Source organism: Deltaproteobacteria bacterium (assembly GCA_016709225.1).
Taxonomy (GTDB): domain Bacteria; phylum Myxococcota_A; class Polyangia; order Nannocystales; family Nannocystaceae; genus Xiheibacterium; species Xiheibacterium phototrophicum.
In genome coordinates this window covers 219,825-236,770 of record JADJEE010000001.1, presented here as the reverse complement: position 1 = coordinate 236,770, position 16,946 = coordinate 219,825, and the positions used below count along the sequence as shown (strand labels likewise).

At 72.2% G+C, this 16,946-nt stretch carries 13 protein-coding genes and 2 tRNA genes; 8 read left to right on the top strand and 7 right to left on the bottom strand.

Annotated elements, in window-relative coordinates:
• Nucleotides 1–9: 9 nt before the first annotated feature.
• Nucleotides 10–495, bottom strand: a complete 486-nt coding sequence (locus IPH07_01020) for a peptidylprolyl isomerase (GenBank protein ID MBK6915956.1) — start codon at nt 493–495, stop codon at nt 10–12.
• A gap of 604 nt (nt 496–1,099) precedes the next feature.
• On the opposite strand from IPH07_01020, the gene IPH07_01015 reads away from it, so the two are divergent.
• From IPH07_01015 to IPH07_01005, 3 genes are all read left to right on the top strand, one after another.
• Nucleotides 1,100–1,729 (top strand): hypothetical protein, encoded by a 630-nt coding sequence (locus IPH07_01015; GenBank protein MBK6915955.1) that lies wholly within the window; start codon nt 1,100–1,102, stop codon nt 1,727–1,729.
• A gap of 345 nt (nt 1,730–2,074) precedes the next feature.
• A tRNA-Ile gene (locus IPH07_01010) sits at nt 2,075–2,148 on the top strand.
• A gap of 68 nt (nt 2,149–2,216) precedes the next feature.
• Nucleotides 2,217–2,289, top strand: a tRNA-Ala gene (locus IPH07_01005).
• Here IPH07_01005 and IPH07_01000 read toward each other — a convergent pair.
• From IPH07_01000 to IPH07_00985, 4 genes are all read right to left on the bottom strand, one after another.
• Nucleotides 2,280–2,744 carry a hypothetical protein gene (locus IPH07_01000; GenBank protein ID MBK6915954.1) on the bottom strand — a complete coding sequence of 155 codons (465 nt, stop codon included), beginning with the start codon at nt 2,742–2,744 and terminating at the stop codon, nt 2,280–2,282. The two genes, IPH07_01005 and IPH07_01000, sit on opposite strands and share 10 nt — an antisense overlap.
• Before the next feature lie 106 nt (nt 2,745–2,850).
• The gene (locus tag IPH07_00995; GenBank protein MBK6915953.1) at nt 2,851–4,263 is read right to left on the bottom strand and encodes a TolC family protein; all 1,413 of its coding nucleotides are present in this window, start codon (nt 4,261–4,263) and stop codon (nt 2,851–2,853) included.
• Nucleotides 4,260–5,627, bottom strand: a complete 1,368-nt coding sequence (locus tag IPH07_00990; GenBank protein MBK6915952.1) for an HlyD family efflux transporter periplasmic adaptor subunit — start codon at nt 5,625–5,627, stop codon at nt 4,260–4,262. The genes IPH07_00995 and IPH07_00990 overlap by 4 nt, the downstream gene beginning before the upstream one ends.
• On the bottom strand, nt 5,624–7,291 hold the full coding sequence (locus tag IPH07_00985) for an ABC transporter ATP-binding protein (GenBank protein MBK6915951.1): 1,668 nt from the start codon (nt 7,289–7,291) through the stop codon (nt 5,624–5,626). Before IPH07_00985 ends, IPH07_00990 begins: the two co-directional genes overlap by 4 nt.
• Nucleotides 7,292–7,453: 162 nt before the next feature.
• On the opposite strand from IPH07_00985, the gene IPH07_00980 reads away from it, so the two are divergent.
• Entirely contained in the window at nt 7,454–8,353 is a 900-nt protein-coding gene (locus IPH07_00980; protein MBK6915950.1) for a LysR family transcriptional regulator, read from the top strand.
• Between the two features lie 19 nt (nt 8,354–8,372).
• On the opposite strand, the gene IPH07_00975 is transcribed toward IPH07_00980, so the two are convergent.
• Nucleotides 8,373–9,269, bottom strand: a complete 897-nt coding sequence (locus IPH07_00975) for a LysR family transcriptional regulator (GenBank protein MBK6915949.1) — start codon at nt 9,267–9,269, stop codon at nt 8,373–8,375.
• A 120-nt stretch (nt 9,270–9,389) separates the two neighbouring features.
• Between IPH07_00975 and IPH07_00970 the strand changes: the two genes are divergently transcribed.
• Nucleotides 9,390–10,043, top strand: a complete 654-nt coding sequence (locus IPH07_00970; protein MBK6915948.1) for an NAD(P)-binding domain-containing protein — start codon at nt 9,390–9,392, stop codon at nt 10,041–10,043.
• An 89-nt stretch (nt 10,044–10,132) separates the two neighbouring features.
• A complete protein-coding gene (locus IPH07_00965) occupies nt 10,133–10,852 on the top strand; it encodes an alpha/beta fold hydrolase (GenBank protein MBK6915947.1) in 720 nt (239 codons plus the stop codon).
• A gap of 5 nt (nt 10,853–10,857) precedes the next feature.
• Here IPH07_00965 and IPH07_00960 read toward each other — a convergent pair whose 3' ends face one another.
• Complete coding sequence (locus tag IPH07_00960; protein ID MBK6915946.1) at nt 10,858–13,317, bottom strand: GcvT family protein; 2,460 nt, start codon at nt 13,315–13,317, stop codon at nt 10,858–10,860.
• Between the two features lie 119 nt (nt 13,318–13,436).
• Between IPH07_00960 and IPH07_00955 the strand changes: the two genes are divergently transcribed.
• Together IPH07_00955 and IPH07_00950 are read left to right on the top strand one after the other, a co-directional pair.
• Nucleotides 13,437–15,194, top strand: coding sequence for a neutral/alkaline non-lysosomal ceramidase N-terminal domain-containing protein (locus IPH07_00955; protein ID MBK6915945.1), 1,758 nt, complete (start codon nt 13,437–13,439; stop codon nt 15,192–15,194).
• 102 nt (nt 15,195–15,296) lie between these two features.
• Entirely contained in the window at nt 15,297–16,937 is a 1,641-nt protein-coding gene (locus IPH07_00950; protein ID MBK6915944.1) for a VCBS repeat-containing protein, read from the top strand.
• Nucleotides 16,938–16,946: the final 9 nt, after the last annotated feature.

Below are 16,946 nucleotides of genomic sequence, written 5' to 3'. Positions count from 1 at the left end.
CGTTGCGCGCTACTTCTTCCGCACGATCTCGATGGTCTTGATCGACACGGGCTCGTATGGCCGATGGTTGGCGCGCGCGTCGACCTTCACGTCGCTGATCGCCACCGCGACCTTGGGGTCGCACTTGCCGAAGATCGCGTGCTTGCCGTCGAGGTGGGGGGTCGGCACCGTCGTCACGAAGAACTGGCTGCTGCCGGTGTTGGCGCCCCGGTTGGCCATCGAGAGCAACCCGGGCGTGGAGTGCTTGAGCGACTTTTCGAGCTCGTCGACGATGATGTAGCCGGGGCCGCCGCCGCCCGAGCCGGTCGGGTCACCGGTCTGGATCATGAAGCCCTTGACGACGCGGTGGAACAGCACGCCGTCGTAGAACTTCTTCTTCACCCAGCTGTCGGACTTCTTGTCGTACGACTCGCGGGTGCCGCGGGCGAGGCCCACGAAGTTCGCGACGGTGTTCGGGACCTTGTCCTCGTACAGCTCGCACTCGAACGTGCCCATGGTGGTGTCGAAGATCGCGGTGAGCTTGCCGTTGGCGGGGTCCGACAGCTTCGCGTCGTCGCCCAGCGCGTCCTTCAGCGTGAACTCGCCCTTGCGCGGATCACCCTGGGCCTCGTCGTAGGCCTTGACCTGCTCGGGCGTGAGATCCTTGGGCGCGAGCTGGCCCTTGGTGAAGGTCTTGTCGCCGGCGGCCGCCGGGGCGGCGTTGCCGTCCGCACCGGCCGCGGGCTTGGCTGCCGGCTCGCGTGGCGCCTTGGCGTCGCTCGGCTTGGCGGCCTTGGCGTCGTCCGCCTTGGCGGCGGCCTTGGCGGGCTTGACCTCCTTGGCGGCGGCCTTGCTGCCGCCATCGCTGGACTGCTTCGCTTCGCCCATGCAGGCGGTGAGGGTGAACAGGCAGGTGGCGGCGACGTACGACTTGCGTGGCAGCATCGGGACCTCTCTCGTCGAAAGACGGCGGGCGGCCAGGGATGTACCGCAACGGCATCCGCGTCGCCACTGTCCGCGCTTGGCCGATCGCGCTGCGACGCTCGTCCGCGTCGGACCCCACGCGCGGGCAACGGCGGTGGACTTCGCCGCAGTGCGCGACTAGCCTAGTGCGCGCGTGATGGACATCGTTCGGGGTGTGGTGCTGCTCGCGACCATCGTCGGCGCAGCCGCCGGGTGCAAGTCGAAGGCGAGCCGCGGCGAGCTGACGCCGCCCAAGGACGCGGCCCCGTGGGAGGAACAGCGCTACGGGGTGTCGTTCGACGACGACTACACCGCCGCCGACCTCGAGCTGCAGGGGCGCGCGCCCCACGACGTCCTCGATCAGCGGCTGTTCGGCGCGCGGCTCGGACACGCCGACCTCATCTTGCAGGTCCACGTCGATCAGGTGTGGGGCCGCGGCCGCTATCAGGGCCGCAAGGCGCAGTACCTCGACGTCGAGCTCGGTGAGGTGTTGTTCGGCGAGCTACCCAAGGGCACGCGCGCGTCGCAGCTGGTGGTGGTCGACGGCGAGGACGAGCTACCGGGCGCGCTGCAGGGCGCCGATCTGGTGCTGTTCCTGCGCTGGGCGCCAGGCGACAAGCCGCCCTACCACCACCACCTGATGCCCGCCAGTGAGGCGATCGTCTCGTACATCCGCGCGCTGGTGAAGCACGCACGGGACGAGGGCGCGCTCGACGGTCGCAAGGGCAAGCGGCGCGGCCGACGGGGCAAGGCCGCCGTCGACACCGGCGACGGCGCGCCCGAGTGAGTCGCGAACCGAACGCCCGCGCCGCGAGCCCCCGAAATCCGCGAGCCCCCGAAATCCGCGAGCCCCCGAAATCCGCGAGCCGCCGAACCCCGAAGGCCTCCGAACCCCGACGGCCTCCGAACCCCGAAGGCCTCCGGACCCCGAAGGCCCCCGAACCCCGAAGGCACTCGAGGGGCATCGGGCCGTGGCACCGTCCGCCCCCGACGCGTGCGCCGAGCGGCCGCTGCCGTCGTCCTGGCCGCGTCCTGGCGCCGCGCGGGGTCCCCACCGTCGACACCGTCTTGACGCAGCCGCCGGCGCCTTGTACATACGCGGTCCCGTTCGCACCGCGATCGGGGCACACGCGGGCGTGTAGCTCAGTTGGTTAGAGCGCTGCCCTGATAAGGCAGAGGTCGGGTGTTCAAATCCCCCCACGCCCACGAACGCGGTCCTTCGTCGAACGACCTCGCCCACGCGAGGGCGGTGCGCTGACGGGGACCGCCGCTTCGGGGGATTAGCTCAGTTGGTAGAGCACCGGCCTTGCATGCCGGGGGTCAGGGGTTCGAGTCCCCTATCCTCCACCGCCCGCGGTGGATTCGCGATCGTCGTCCTGCGGCGACGCGCCGTCCTGTGACGCCAGCGGGTAGCGCGGCGGCGGCACGTCATCGCCGATGCGCACCGCCACCAGCGGCAGCTCGTCGCACGCGGCCCGCAGGAACGCGTCGAGCGTCGGTGGCGAGATCGCGAAGTAGCCGCGGCTGCTCTGGACCAGCGCCACGCGGCCGCTGTGCCCACAGACCTCGCACCACTCGAACGAACCCGCCTCGGGCTCGTCGTCGGGGATCATGCGGAAGCCGCGGGCAAGGCAGCGCAGACAATCGGTCTCGCCGACGTGCGTCCGCGAGGCTCGGTCGCGCTGCAGCGACGCCGCGGCGTCGAGCTCGGCACGGTGCTCGGCGCATGGGAAGCCGCAGCCGGGACACACGGCCGCGCGGTCGGAGATCGGGCGCTCGCACTCGGGACACGGCTGCAGCACGCGGGCACATCGTAGCGCATCGCCGTGCGCGCGAGCTCGATGCACGCGCGGCCGGCTGCGGGTCTGGTCGCGCGCGGGGCCCGTGGGAGGGCGTCTCGCGGGCGGGCTAGCGCCTGGGTGGGCGCCCACAGGCGACGTCGTAGCCGGCGCGTGCGCGTCGGTAGTCCGCGACGGCGTCGACATGGGACGCGGCCGCCTCCGCGGCCGCCTCCTCCCGCAGGTTCACCACCAAGATGGTGCTGTCACCGAGCGCGAAGCGGTCGCGCTCCGCCGCCGCGAGCTGCTCCGCCAGCTCGGCCTGCCGCTGTGCGAGCTCGACGCGGCGACGCGCCGTGACCATCTCCAGCCGCGCGACACGGATCTCGACCGCGATGCGTTCGCGCAGGAACTGCTGCTCACGGAGCAAGCGCAGTCGGTCGGCCCGCGCGGCCTTCAGCTCGCCGCGGGCGGTCCGCAGCGGCACCGGCAGCTCGAGCCCCAGGCCGACCGCGAGCTCGACTGGCGTGAGCGTCGGGTCGCCCTCGCCGAGGTCCTTCGCAACGAACGCGGTGGCGGTCAACGACGGCAGGCGTTGGTTCTTCGCCAGCCGGACCTCGAGCTCGGCGTTGCGCAGGCGTCGGTCGAGCGCGAGCGTTTCGGGCCGACGCGTGAGCGCATGCGCGATGTCCCGCTCGATCGCGGCGTCATCGACCAGCGGCGGCGGCAGCACCGTCGACAGCGGCGGCGGACCACCCGAGGGCATCCGCGGCGCACCGTGGTCGTCGCGCAGGAACAACGACAGCTGCAGCGCGGCGCGTCCCTGCTCCTGCTCGGCGTTGACCAGGCCGAGCGCACGCGTCGCGATCACGCGCTGGTTGTCGATGGCCTCGAACGCCGCAGCGTTGCCCTCCGAGATCTGCGCCGCGATGCCGGCGTCGCGAGCCTGCGCCAGCTCGAGCTGCCGCGCACGGATGCTCGCACGCGCACCCGCGGCCACCCACGACCAGTAGGCCGCGGCAGCATCGCGCAGCAACTCGAGCCGCCGCTGGGCCTGCTCGCTGGCTGCGATCTCGCGGCCGTTGTCGGCCTTCGCCCGGGCCGTCCGCGGGGCATCCACCGCGGCATCCCGCAGCAGCGGTAGCTCGATGCCGGCCCGCACCTCGCCGCCTTGCGCCGTGCGCAGCTTGCCGTCGTAGGCCGCGAAGCGGCCGGCGCCGATGCGCCAGCCCGCGAACGCGGTCATCCCGAGCGCCACGGTCCGCGCGCGCACCTCCGTGTCGAGCACCGCTTGGTCGTAGTAGCCGAGCGGCTGCCACACCGAGCGCACGCGCAGGCGGGGATCGAAGGCACCGCGGGCCGACCACGCGACCGCGTCGGCCCGCGTACGCGCAGCCGCGGCCGCACCCAGCAACGGGTGCTCGGCCTCCACCGACGACAGAACCTGCTCGAGGGTGACGGCCTCCGCCTGCGCGGGAGCAGGCGGCGCGTCGGCCACCGGCTGCGCGCACGCGAGCAGGGTTGCAAGCGCCCACGCGATCATCCGTCGTCCTCGCCGTCGCTCGAAGCCTTGCTCGCCGCGCCCGCCTTGCGCTTTGCCGGTGGTGCCTGGTCATCGTGCGTGACGCCGGAGGGCTCGCCCACGACCGGCGGGAAGCCATTCCACTGCCGCCACAGCTCGAAGCCCAGCGTCACGCGGTCGAGCAACACCCACGCGTTGGCGCGCACGCCCTGACGTAGGTACGCCGCGTCGGGCCATGGGGCGCCGTCCTCGTCGGGCACCACCACCACGCGAAAGCGACCGCGGCCGTCGTCGCTGGAGTCGACCAGGGTCACCACGCCGGGGAACGTGCCGACCGCGACCGACGGCCAGCCCACGAACTGCACCGCCGGCCAGCCCTCGAACTGCAGGCGGACCTCGCGGCCGGCCGTGATCATCGGTACGTCGTTGCCGTCGACCCACACCTCGACCGCGCGCGACTGCGTCGTCGGCACGAGCACCGCAATCGGATCGCCGGCACCGACGAACTCGCCGCCTTGCTTCGCGAGCAGCCGGAGGATCGTGCCCGCGCGCGGGGCCATCACGCGCATGGTGTGCTGGCGCGCGACCTCGACCTCTCGCTGCGCCACATCGCCCTCGTACTTCGCCGCATCGGCCTCGGCGGAGTGGAGCCCGGCGCGGGCCTTCTCGATGTCGGCGCCGGTGTCGGCCTCGACGCGGCGCCGCTCGGCTTTGCCGACCTCGACCTCGGAACGTGCGGCGCGCAGGCTCGCGTCGGCGCGCTCGAGATCGGCGGTGGCAGTCTGTGCTGCGAGCTCGGCGAGCTCCACGTTGCGGGTCGAGCTGAGGCCCTTGTCGGCCAACGCTTGCTGGCGCGTGAGGTTGAGATCGGCGGTGCGCTTGGCCGCCGCGGCGGCGTCGCGGGCCTGAACGGCCGCGGCGCGGCGCTCCTCGGCGACCTCGATGCGGCGGCGCGCCGCCGTGCCCGCGGCCGACTGCGCGGCCTCCAGCGCGTCGACCTGCGCACGGTAGACCTCGATGGCGCGGCGGGCCATCGCGAGCCGCTCGACGGCGGCGTCGCGACTGCGCTCGAGTCGAGAGGCGAGCTCGGGATCGTTGTCCGAGATCACCGCGACCAGCTGACCCGGCTCGACCGCATCGCCCTCGCCCACCGCCCACTCGACCACGCGACCGGCGATCGGCGCCTCGAGGGTCTGACGACGCTCGAGCGGCGCGTGGGCAATCACGCGACCGGTGCCGCGCACCGACTGCTGCCACGGTGCCAACACCAGCGCCAGCGCCACGACCACGACCGCGAGCGCCACCAGCTGTCCGATGCGCCGCAACGCCCTCGGCGTGGGGCACAGCTCCATCCCGACCTCGGGCCGCGTCCACCCGCCGCTCACGTGTGCACCTCCACCGCGACACCGCCGCGGAGCTCGAGCTGTCGCCGGGCCCGTCGCGCGACCCCGAGCGATGTGGTCGTGACCACCGCGGTCCAGGCGGCATCGGACGCGAACAGCACTTCGAGCAGCGCGTGCTCCCCCGGCCCGGAAAGTCCCAGCGCCTCGATCACCGCATCGAGCAGCAGCAACCGCGGCCGCGCCAGCATCGCGCGCGCGAGCGCGAGCCGGGCCACCTCGCTGCGCGACAGCGGCGCGGCGTCGGAGCCCAGCGGTGTCTCGAGCCCCTGCGGCAGATCACGCACCACGGGCGCGAGGCCGCAGACCTTCAACACCTCGGCGACGTCGGCGACGGTGGCTTCCGGGGCCAGCGCGCGCACGTGCTCGAGCAGACTGCCGTGGCAGGGCTCGTCGGCCCGCACCAGCACCACCTGCTCGCGCAGCTCGGCGAGCGAAAGCACTCGCGCGTCGATGCCGTCCAGCTCCACGGCACCCCGCTCCGGCGCCCGCAACCCCGCGAGCAGCTCGAGCAGCGTGCTCTTGCCGCTGCCGCCGACGCCGGTGATGGCGGCGTGCTCACCCGCGCGCAGCTCGAAGCCCGCACCGGCGAGCACCTCGCGGCGTCCGCTGTGGGCGAAGTGGAGGCCGCGGGCCCGCACCGCCATGGGGCCCGCGCCGGGCAGACCCTCGCCGCCGTGGCGCTCACGCGGCAGGTCGATGAGCATCCCGAGCTTCTGCGAGGCGGCGACCAGGTCGTAGAGCGCTTCGAACTGCTTGCCCAGCTTCGTGAAGGCAATCGCGAGCGCGTTCACCACGATCTCGGCGGCGACCAGCTGCCCGAGCGTCAGCTGTGCCCGCGTCACCAGCAGGCCGCCGACACCGAGCAACGCGGTGTTGCCGAGCACCGCGAGCACGACGCCGCCGACGTGCTGCCGCATCAGCGTCCGAAAGTGCGCACGCCGCCGTTGCAGCCAGGTGCGCGCCAGGGCATCGGTGCGAGACGCCGCCTCGACCCGCCCGCGTCGACTTCGGAACGCCGCCGGCGCTCGCACCACGCGTTCGAGCCACGCCACCGCCTGGTACTTGGCCCGCGACTCCGCCAGCGCACCGTCGACGGCTCCACGGCCGAGTCCGACCACCACCGCGAGGCCGAGCAGGAGCGCCAGCGCGAACGCCAGCAGCAACGGGTGGTACAGCGAGAGCAGCGCGAGCCCCACCGCGGTCTGCAGCACCACCCCGACGCCCTCGACCAGCAGTGCCGCGAGCGCCTTCTGGATCGTCGGCAGCTCGAACACGCGCGGCAACGCGGCGGCGACCCCGGCGGTCGCGACGCGATCGTCGGGCAGCAGCGAGAACCGACGCCCGAGGTCGGCGATCGCCCGCACGAACACGCGCTGCAGGATCGTCTCGATGCACCACAGCTGCAGCAGCCAGAGCACCGAGAAGCCGGTCAAGCCGGCCGCGAGCAGCAGCACCAGCACGAGGATCGGCTGGACCAGCTGCCCGAACGCGACCGTGTTCACGAGCGCCTGCGCCGCGACCGGCAGCGCGAGCGCCAGCGCGCCGCTCGCCGCCGCGTACACCACGACCACCGCCAGATCGCCGCGCTCGGGCGCCAGCAGCCGCCGCGCCCGGGTCCACGCGCCGATGCGGCCGCCCTGCGCCATCGCGCCATCCAGCGGAAGTGCGGTCGGCCCCCGTCCAGCAAGCGACATCACAGCGTTCTCGGGCTCCACGACCGGGGAAGCTGAGGCCGGTCCCGAGTTCGAGCAAAGAGATAATCTTCGCTCGACCCATCGGTTTTCTCAATCTATGCGAGACTCGCCCCAATGCAGTGGCTGAACTACCACCACCTGCTCTACTTCTGGCACGTCGCACGGTCCGGATCGGTCTCGACCGCCGCGAAGAACCTCCGGTTGTCGCAGCCCACGGTCAGCGCACAGCTCAAGCTGCTCGAGCAGCAGCTCGGCGTCGAGCTCTTCATCCGCCGCCATCGTCGGCTCGAGCTCACCGACGCCGGCCGCATCGCGCTGCGGCACGCCGACGAGATCTTCGGCCTCGGACGCGCGCTGCTCACCGCGCTGCGCGAGCCGGCGCGTGACCAGACGGTCGACCTGCGGGTCGGGCTCACGTTCGTGGTGCCCAAGCTCATCGCACACCGGCTGCTCGGCCCCGCCGTGACCCACTCGCCACCGGTGCGGCTGCACCTCCACGAGGACCGCCTGCCCTCGCTGCTGGCGCGGCTCGCCACCCACGAGCTCGATCTGGTGGTGTCCGACGCCCCGGTGGGCGTCGAGACCTCGGTGCGGGCCTACAACCACCCGCTGGGCGAGTCGGGCGTCACCTGGTTCGCCAGCGAGGCGCTCGCGCGCCAGCACCGTGCCGACTTCCCCCACGGGCTGGACGGTGCACCGATGCTGCTGCCGATGGCGGGCAGCCTGCTGCGACGCGATCTCGAGCTGTGGTTCGAGCGGCGCGCCGTCCGGCCCCGCGTCGTCGCCGAGTTCGACGACAGCGCCCTGCTGAAGGTGTTCGGTCAGTCGGGTCGGGGCATCTTCACCGGTCCGACCGTCATCGAGCGCGAGATCCGACGCCAGTATGGCGTGCAGATCCTGGGCCGCACACCCGAGCTCCGAGAGCGCTTCTACGCGATCACGCTCGAGCGTCGCGTGGTACACCCCGCGGTGCAGGCGGTCTGCAGCGCCGCGCGCGAGCGCCTCTTCGAGTAATGCGACATCGCGTCGCCGCTCACGACAGTGCCGCGGCCAGCATGCCGACGCTGGCCTTGACCGCGGCGCTGCGCATCTTCGCGGCGGTGCCGACCGCATGGATCGGCGGCCCGCTCGCGGCGTGCGCGGCGAGCACCTCGACCAGGCGGCCGTCGTGCAGGTGCGTGGTCAGCATGAAGTCCATGACCTGCGCGATACCGAGGCCGGCCAACGCGGCGTCGAGCAGGAGCTCGCCCTGATCGACCACCAGTCGCCCGTGCACCGCCTGCGACTGCACATGGCCGGATGCCGCGAAGCTCCACGGGGTCGGGCGGCCGTCGGGCGCACGAAAGCGCAGGCACTCGTGCTCGACGAGCGCCTGGCGATCGCGCGGGACCCCGCGCCGCGCGAGGTACTCGGGCGCGGCCACCGTGATCCACCGCGTGCTGCGGAGCCGTCGCGCGACCAGGCGCGAGTCCGGCAGCGCACCGATGCGCAGCGCGACGTCGGTCTGCGCCACCGGATCCAGCCGGTGATCGGTGACCTGCAGCTGCACCGACAGCCCGCCGTGACGCTCGAGCAGCCGCGGCAGCGCTGCGATCACCCGCCGCGAAGCGATGAACGGCATCGTCACCCGCACCTCGCCGCGCACCCCGGCCTGCGCGGGCGCGACCGACTCGGCCGCGTCATGCATCGCCGCCAGGGCCCGACGCGCGTGCTCGAGGTACAGCGCGCCCTCGCGCGTGAGCACCACGCGCCTCGCGTTGCGCTCGAGCAGCGTGACGTCGAGCTCGCGCTCGAGCTTGGCGACCGCCTTACTGACCGCGGCAGTCGAGATGCCCAGCTGCGACGCCGCGGCGCGGAAGCTGCCGCCGTCGACCACCGCCACCAGCGGCACCACCCCCGCAAACCCCTGCGAACCCCGACCGTGCGCCATCGTCAACCTGTGGTTGATCATCGACTGCCGCGGCGCGCCTGGTCAACCCGGCGCGGCCGCCCTAGCCTGGGCAACCGCGAGGGCACCGGTGGTGGGCGCCCCGCGAACGGAGCAACGACGATGCAGATCGGAATCCTGGGTACGGGCATGGTGGGCAACGCGATCGCGAGCAAGCTGGTCGCCTGCGGACACGAAGTGACGATGGGCTCGCGCAGCGCGACCAACGAGAAAGCGCTGGCGTGGGTGCAGCAGACGGGCGCGCGCGCCCACGCCGGCAGCTTCGCGCAGGCGGCCGGCTTCGGCGAACTGGTGTTCGTGTGCACCGCGGGCGCCGGCACGCTCGAGGCGCTGCAGGCGGCCGGCGCCGACGCCTTGGGCAGCAAGATCGTGATCGACGTCAGCAACCCGCTCGACTTCTCGCGCGGCATGCCGCCGCGACTGTCGGTGTGCAACGACGACTCGCTCGGCGAGCAGGTGCAGCGGGCGTTCCCCGCCGCTCGCGTGGTGAAGACGCTCAACACCATCAACTGCAACCTGATGATCGACGCCAGCCGCGTGCCCGGCGAGCACGCGGTGTTCGTCGCGGGCAACGACGCGGGCGCGAAAGCCAGCGTCGAGCTGCTGCTGCGCCGCGACTTCGGCTGGCGTCACGTGGTCGACCTCGGCGACATCACCGGCGCGCGCGCGACCGAGATGTACCTGCCGCTGTGGCTGCGTCTGTGGGGCGCGCTCGGAACCGCCGACTTCAACGTCGGCATCACCCGCGCAGGCTGACCCGCGAGGCGCTGGCTGCCGCGGCGGCGAACGAATGCCGCGGCAAGCCGCGGAGTGTCCCGGCGGGCGGCCGGCGCTACCCCTCGAGCATGCACAGACGCTACTTGCTGCTCCACGGCAGCTGGCACGGAGCCTGGTGTTGGTTCAAGGTGGCACCGCGACTGCGGCGCGGGGGCGAGGTGGTGGTGCCGGATCTCCCCGGGCGTGGGCGCATGCCCGCGTGGGCACCGTCGCTGACGCTGCCGCGGATGGTGCGAGCGATCGCGCCGCTCGTCGGCGGACCGGTACCCACGACGATCGTGGTCCACAGCCGCTACGGCGTGCTGGCGACCGCGCTCGCCGAGGCGATGCCGCACGCGATCCGCCGCGTGGTGTATCTCGCGGCGTACCTGCTGCCCAGCGGTGCTCGTGCGCGCGACGCCTTCGCGGCCGACGTCGACTCGTTGCTGCGCCCCCATGTCGCGGTCGATCACCTGCGCGTGCGCGACCGTCTCGACCCCGTCGCATACCGCGAGGGGCTGTACGCCGACTGCTGCGACGACGACGTCGAGCTCGCGCGCGCGCTTCTGTGCGCCGAGCCCTCGCTGCCGGCGCTCGCGCGGGTGCGGACCACCGACGACGGCTGGGGCCGAGTGCCCAAGGCGTACATCCGCCTCACCCAGGATCGCGCGGTGTCGATCGCGGCGCAGGATCGCATGCTCGCAGCTTGTCCAGTCGACCGCATCGAGAGCCTGCACGCCAGCCACTCCGCGTACTTCTCGCAGCCCGACGCCCTCGTGGCGTCGATCGAGCGCGTCGACGCCGACTAGCGTGGTCAGGACTTGATGCGCAGGTTGGCCGGGTCGTACAGCGGCTTGAGCGAGGCCTTCGCCGGCACGCGGCGACCAGCGATCTCGATCTCCCAGCTACCCGCGTCGATCCACGCCGCATCGAGCGGCGCGCCGTCGGTCGCGATCATCGCGAGTCCGACCGCGCCGCCGAGCGTGAAGCCATAGGACGCCGCCCGCACGTAGCCGACCTCGATGCCGTCGCGGCGCACGATCTCGGCGTGGAACATCAACGGCTCGGGGTCGAGCAGCTGCACCTGCAGCAGGCGGCGCGTGAGCGGCCCGGCGGCCTTCTTGGCCAGCACCGCGTCGCGACCGACGAAGCCGCCGGGCTTCTTCAGATCGACCGCGAAGCCGAGCCCGGCCTCCAACACGCTGTCGGTGTTGTCGATGTCGTGGCCGTAGTCGCGGTAGCCCTTCTCCATGCGCAGGCTCGCGAGCGCCTTGAGGCCCGCGTGACGCAGCCCATGCGCCGCGCCCGCCGCGGTCAGGCGCTCATGGACGTGCACCGCCTGCTCGGCCGGCACGTAGAGCTCGTAGCCGAGCTCGCCGAGGTATGTGATGCGCACGCACAGCACCTTCGCGAAGCCGATGTCGATGGTGCGAGCGCTGCGGAACGGGAACGACTCGTTGCCGAGATCGACCGCGGTGATCGACTGCAGCAGCGCGCGGCTGCGGGGACCTTGCACGTTGATCTGCGCCCAGCCCGAGGTCACGTCGGTCACGAACGCGTGGGCGTCGCCGATGTGACGCTGCAGCCACCACTGCACGTGGCGATGCGCAGTGTCCGACGCCACCACCCAGTAGCGCTCGTCGTCGAGCTTGGTGACGGTGAGGTCGGCCTGCAGCAGGCCCGCCTCGTCGAGCCACTGCGTGTACGTGATCATGCCGCTCTCGCCGTCGACTCGATTCGCACTGACGCGCTCGAGCACCGCCCCGGCGTCGCGGCCCTGGACCAGGAACTTGGCCATGAACGACATGTCCATGACGATCACGCCCGCTCGCGCGGCCTCGTGCTCGGCTCGCCAGTGCTCGAACCACTGCGGTCGGCCCCAGGTCAGCGGTCCGGGATCCGGCGTCACACCGGCGCCGGCGTACCAGTCGGCGCCCTCCCAGCCGCTCACGTCGCGGAAGTACGCGCCCTGGGCCGCGAGTCGATCGTGGAGCGCCGAGCGCTTCACGTCGCGTGCGGTCTGCAGGCTGCGCGTGGGGTAGTGGCACTGGTAGACCATGCCCAGCGACTCGACGGTGCGCGTGCGTCGGTACTCGGGGTTGGTCTGGTACGGGTGCACGCGCGCGATGTCGAAGCCGGTGATGTCGACGTCGGGGCGACCGTTCAAGATCCAGTGTGCCAGCACGCGTCCGAGCCCACCGCCGGTGAGGATGCCGATCGAGTTCATGCCCGCGGCCACGAAGTAGTTGGCCAGCTCGGGTGCCTCGCCGACGATCGGCTGCAGGTCGGGCGTGAAGCTCTCGGGCCCGCAGAAGAACTTCTTCACGCCAGTATCGAGCGACAGCGGCACGCGCTTCATCGCGGTCTCGACCCACCGACCCATGCGGTCCCAGTCGGGCGCGAGATCGCCGAACGAGAAGTCCTGCGGCACGCCCTCGACCTTCCACGGCGCGCACACCGGCTCGAACAGCCCGATCATCAGGCCGCCCACCTCCTCGCGGAAGTAGCCGTACGACGCGGGGTCCTCGATCACGGGACAGTCGGACGACAGCCCCGGCATCGCGTCGGTGATGAGGTAGTAGTGCTCGGCCGCCTGCAGCGGGATGCTCACGCCGTTGCGCTCACCCAGCTGCCGCGCCCACATGCCGGCACAGTTGACGACGAACTCGGCCTCGATCTCGCCGAACTCGGTGCGCACGCCCGTCACGCGGCCGCGGTGCGAGGTCACGCCGGTGACCGCGACGCCCTCGATGATGCGCGCGCCCTGCATGCGGGCGCCGCGGGCCAGCGACATCGTCACGTCGACCGGGTTGGCGCGGCCGTCCTGCGGCACGTAGAACCCGGCCAGCACGTCGTCGGTGCGCGCGAGCGGGAACAGGTCCTGCACCTCGCGCGCCGAGATCTCGTGCACGTCGACGCCGCAGTGCCGGTTGAACGCCGACACCCGACGGAACTCCTCGAGCCGATCGCGCGAGGTCGCCAGCCCGATGAAGCCGACCGGCTTGAAGCCGGTCGCGACCTCGGTCTCGGCCTCGAGCCGCGCATACAGATCGCGGGTGTACTGGCGCATCTGCGTCGAGGTCTCGGAGGTCGAGCCGAACGTCACGATCAGGCCGGCCGCGTGCCAGGTGGTGCCCGACGTCAGGCGATCACGCTCGAGTAGCACCACATCGCGACAGCCCATGTGCGCGAGGTGGTAGGCCACCGAGCAACCGATGATGCCGCCACCGATGATGACGACGCGCGCGCGCGCGGGCAGGACCGGATCCGTCATGGGCTGGGGAGGATACCCGGCGCGCGTTGGCGGGGTAACCCCGGCGCGCGCCATCGCGGCGCGCCGTCTGCTACGGTGGCCGTCGCCGCCGCGACCGCGGTCGCGGTGGCCCCGACGCCATGACGACGCACGACGAACCGCAATCGCAGCGCAGCGACGATCGGAACCTCGCAGCCCCCGGCCGGTGGCACGCCGGGGTCGGCCGCGCCGACATCACGGTGTGGCGCCCCGGGCTCGGCATGATGGGCTGGGGCATGCTCGAGAACTACGCGGAGTCGGTCGCGACGCCGCTGTCGGCCCGCGCGTTCGTGCTGCGCGCCGGTGACCACGGCCCGGCGTTCGCGATGGTCTGCTGCGAGCTCGCGTTCATCTCGCTCGCGCTGCACGACGCGGTCACCCGGCGAGTCGCCGCGACGCCGGAGCTCGCGGTGCTGGGGCTCGCACGCGATCGCCTGCTGCTGCTGGCCACGCACACCCACAGCGGTCCGGGCGGCTTCACCCACTACCCGTTCTACAACGTCACCATCCCCGGCTTCGCGCAGGAGATCCTCGACGGCCTCGCCGACGGCATCACCGCCGCGCTCGCGCAGGCCGCCGCGGCGGTCCAGCCCGCGACACTGCGCTTCGACGCCGACGAGTTCGCGCCCGAGCTGCCGGTCGCGTTCAACCGCGTGGTGCACTGCTACAACCGCAACCCCGACGTCACGCCCGTGACGGCGGCCGAGGCCCACCTCGCGATCGATCGCCGCCTGCGGCTGCTGCGGATCGAGGACGCCGAGGGCACGCCGATCGGCTCGATCAACTGGTTCGCGGTGCACTGCACCAGCGTGCACAGCGACAACCACGCGCTCCACTTCGACAACAAGGGCCACGCGGCCGCGCAGCTCGAGCACAGCCTGCGCACGCGCGGCATCGATCACCACGTCGGCGCGTTCGCCCAGGGGGCCGCCGGCGACGTCACCCCCAACCGCCGTCGTCACCCCGGCAAGCCGTTCGTGCGCGGTGAGCTGCCCGACGACGACGCCAGCGCGCGCCTGTGCGGCGGGCTGCAGGCCGAGCTCGCGCGCAAGGTGCTCGACAACGCCGCGCGCACGCCGTCGCTGTCGCCGCGGATCGCCTGCGCCCACGCGTTCGTCGACATGTCGCGCGTCGCGATCGATCCCCGCTTCGTCGGCGGACGCGAGGGCCTGCACACCAGCGCCGGCGAGATCGGCATGGCGATGTTCTTCGGCACCGAGGAGGGCCCCGGCCTGCCGCGCCGCGTGCGGGGCCTGCAGCGGTGGTTCGCGCGCGCGCGGGCCATGCTCCGCGCCCGCACGCGCAGCCCCGAGGTCGCGGCGGCACAGGCCGAGAAGCTCACGTGGGTCGAGAGCACGCAGCACCGCGTGCTCGGGCTGCGGCGCCTGGGGCGGCTGCCGGCGCTGCGCGGGCGCGGGCGGGTGGCGCGGGCGGTGCAGCTGTTCCGCGCGCTCGAGCAGGAGCGGCAGCCGTGGACGCCGCAGGTGCTGCCGGTGCAGCTGGTCGTGCTCGGCGAGCTCGCACTCGCGGCGGTGCCCCACGAGTTCACCACCGTCGCGGGCCGCCGGCTGTGCCGCTCGCTCGCGCAGTCGCTCGCGGCGATGGGCGTCCACGAGGTCGTGCTCGCCGGCTACGCCAATGCCTACGCCGGCTACGTGACGACACCCGAGGAGTACGAGGTGCAGGAGTACGAGGGCGCGAGCACCCACTTCGGCAAGTGGACGCTGCCGGCGTACCAGAGCGTGTTCGAGCGCCTCGCGGCGCGCCTGCTCGATCGCGGCGCGGCAGCGTCCACGCTGCCCGAGGCGGTGCCGCCGGCGTTCACCGCCCAGGAGCTGGCGGCACGCGCCTTCACGTAGTCGATCGCCCGCGAGGCGCAGTCCGAAAGCTCACGCCGGTGCGGGTTTCGGTCGCGTGCATGCTTGCGGCACGCTCATGTCCTCGTGGGGGACATGCAACCAATGCGACGCAAGATTATCGCGGCCATGGCGTGCGGCACGGCGCTGTCGTGCGGCGGTTCCGGCTCGAACGACCCCTTCGCGAGCGGCACCGGCGGGAGCGACAGCACGGGCAACCCCGGCAGCGCGAGCCTGTCGAGCAGCACCACCGGCGTGGCCGACAGCTCCGAGGGCGATCCGGGCCCGGGACCCAAGCTCGACATCCTGCAGCCCGACCTCATGCCGGTGTTCCCGCCGCCCAGCTGCGAGGTCGTCGACGGCATGGACGCGGTCGGCGAGTGCGGCACCCAGGCGCCGGCGAACGCCTTCACCCCCGATGTGCAGTGGAGCTGGAACGGCGGCGCGGTGATCGTGACGCCGCTGGTCGCCAACCTCACCGACGACAACGGCGACGGGGCGATCGATCTCTGCGACACGCCCGAGGTCATCGTCGCCGCCGCCTCAGGCCTGGGCGCGAAGATCACCCTGCTCGATGGCGCCACCGGCATCGAGCAGATGCAGTTCCCGACCACCGTGGGTTCGTCGGTGACGCCCGCGCTCGGCGATCTCGACGGCGACGGCGTGGCCGAGATCGTCAGCGCAATCGGTGGGCCCTTGCCGGGTCCGATGGCGGTGGTGGCGTTCGACCACGTCGGCAACGTGCTGTGGCAGACCGATGCCATCTGGCCGCAGGACCAAGGCGGCGCGGTCGGCATCGCCGACTTCGACGCGGATGGCTCGCCCGAGGTCTACGCCGACGGCTTCATCCTCGACGCGACTGGCACCCTGCTGTTCCAGGCGCCAGCGCAGACCGGTTGGTTCATCGCCCAGCGCAACACCGCCACCGTCGCTGCGGATCTCGACGACGACGGCGACCTCGAGCTCGTGCTCGGGCAGGCCGCGTACCACCACGACGGCACGGTGGTCTACGCCGACACCACCATCAAACCCGGCTACCCGCAGATCGCCAACCTCGACGACGACAGCGATCCCGAGATCCTCATCAACAACGACGACGGCATCACCGTGCTCGAGCACGACGGCACCGTGAAGTACAAGGACCAGAAGCCCACCGGCGACGCCGGCCTCGGCGCGTGGTTCCGTCCGTCGACGGTGCACGACTTCGACGGTGACGGCGTCTCGGACTTCGCAGTCAGCTCGGCGGCGAGCTACAGCGTGTACGACCGCGATCTGTCGATCCAGTGGAGCGCCGCCGTGCAGGACAGCTCGGGTTGGGCCGCCGGCACCGCGTTCGACTTCCTCGGCGCCGGCCATGCCGAGGCGATGTACGCCGACGAGGCCAGCCTGTTCGTGTTCGACCAGAACGGCGCGCCACTGCTGACGGTGCCCCGCAGCTCGCGGACGCTGGTCGAGTATCCGGTGGTCGCCGACGTCGACAACGACGGCTCGTCGGAGATCGTCGTGGTCTCGAGCGACGACTGGGACGGCAACCAGACCGCCCCCAGCGTGCAGGTCATCCGCGATGCCGACGACCGCTGGATCCAGTCGCGCCGCATCTGGAACCAGCACGCGTACCACGTGACCAACGTGCGCGAGGACGGCACCATCCCCGCGGTCGAGCCCAAGTCGTGGCAGCTGCTCAACACCTACCGCACCAACGCGCAGATCGAGAACGGCTCGGTTTGTCAGCCGCCCGCGGGCTGAAGCCGCGCG

Bases quoted from the DNA above. Each gene is read 5' to 3' on its own strand.
- IPH07_01015 (MBK6915955.1), top strand. From the start codon at position 1,100: ATGGACATCGTTCGGGGTGTGGTGCTGCTCGCGACCATCGTCGGCGCA.
- IPH07_01020 (MBK6915956.1), bottom strand. From the start codon at position 495: ATGGGCACGTTCGAGTGCGAGCTGTACGAGGACAAGGTCCCGAACACC.
- IPH07_00985 (MBK6915951.1), bottom strand. From the start codon at position 7,291: ATGGCGCAGGGCGGCCGCATCGGCGCGTGGACCCGGGCGCGGCGGCTG.
- IPH07_00970 (MBK6915948.1), top strand. From the start codon at position 9,390: ATGCAGATCGGAATCCTGGGTACGGGCATGGTGGGCAACGCGATCGCG.
- IPH07_00980 (MBK6915950.1), top strand. From the start codon at position 7,454: ATGCAGTGGCTGAACTACCACCACCTGCTCTACTTCTGGCACGTCGCA.
- IPH07_00965 (MBK6915947.1), top strand. From the start codon at position 10,133: ATGCACAGACGCTACTTGCTGCTCCACGGCAGCTGGCACGGAGCCTGG.
- IPH07_00960 (MBK6915946.1), bottom strand. From the start codon at position 13,317: ATGACGGATCCGGTCCTGCCCGCGCGCGCGCGCGTCGTCATCATCGGT.
- IPH07_00955 (MBK6915945.1), top strand. From the start codon at position 13,437: ATGACGACGCACGACGAACCGCAATCGCAGCGCAGCGACGATCGGAAC.
- IPH07_00975 (MBK6915949.1), bottom strand. From the start codon at position 9,269: ATGGCGCACGGTCGGGGTTCGCAGGGGTTTGCGGGGGTGGTGCCGCTG.
- IPH07_00995 (MBK6915953.1), bottom strand. From the start codon at position 4,263: ATGATCGCGTGGGCGCTTGCAACCCTGCTCGCGTGCGCGCAGCCGGTG.
- IPH07_00950 (MBK6915944.1), top strand. From the start codon at position 15,297: ATGCGACGCAAGATTATCGCGGCCATGGCGTGCGGCACGGCGCTGTCG.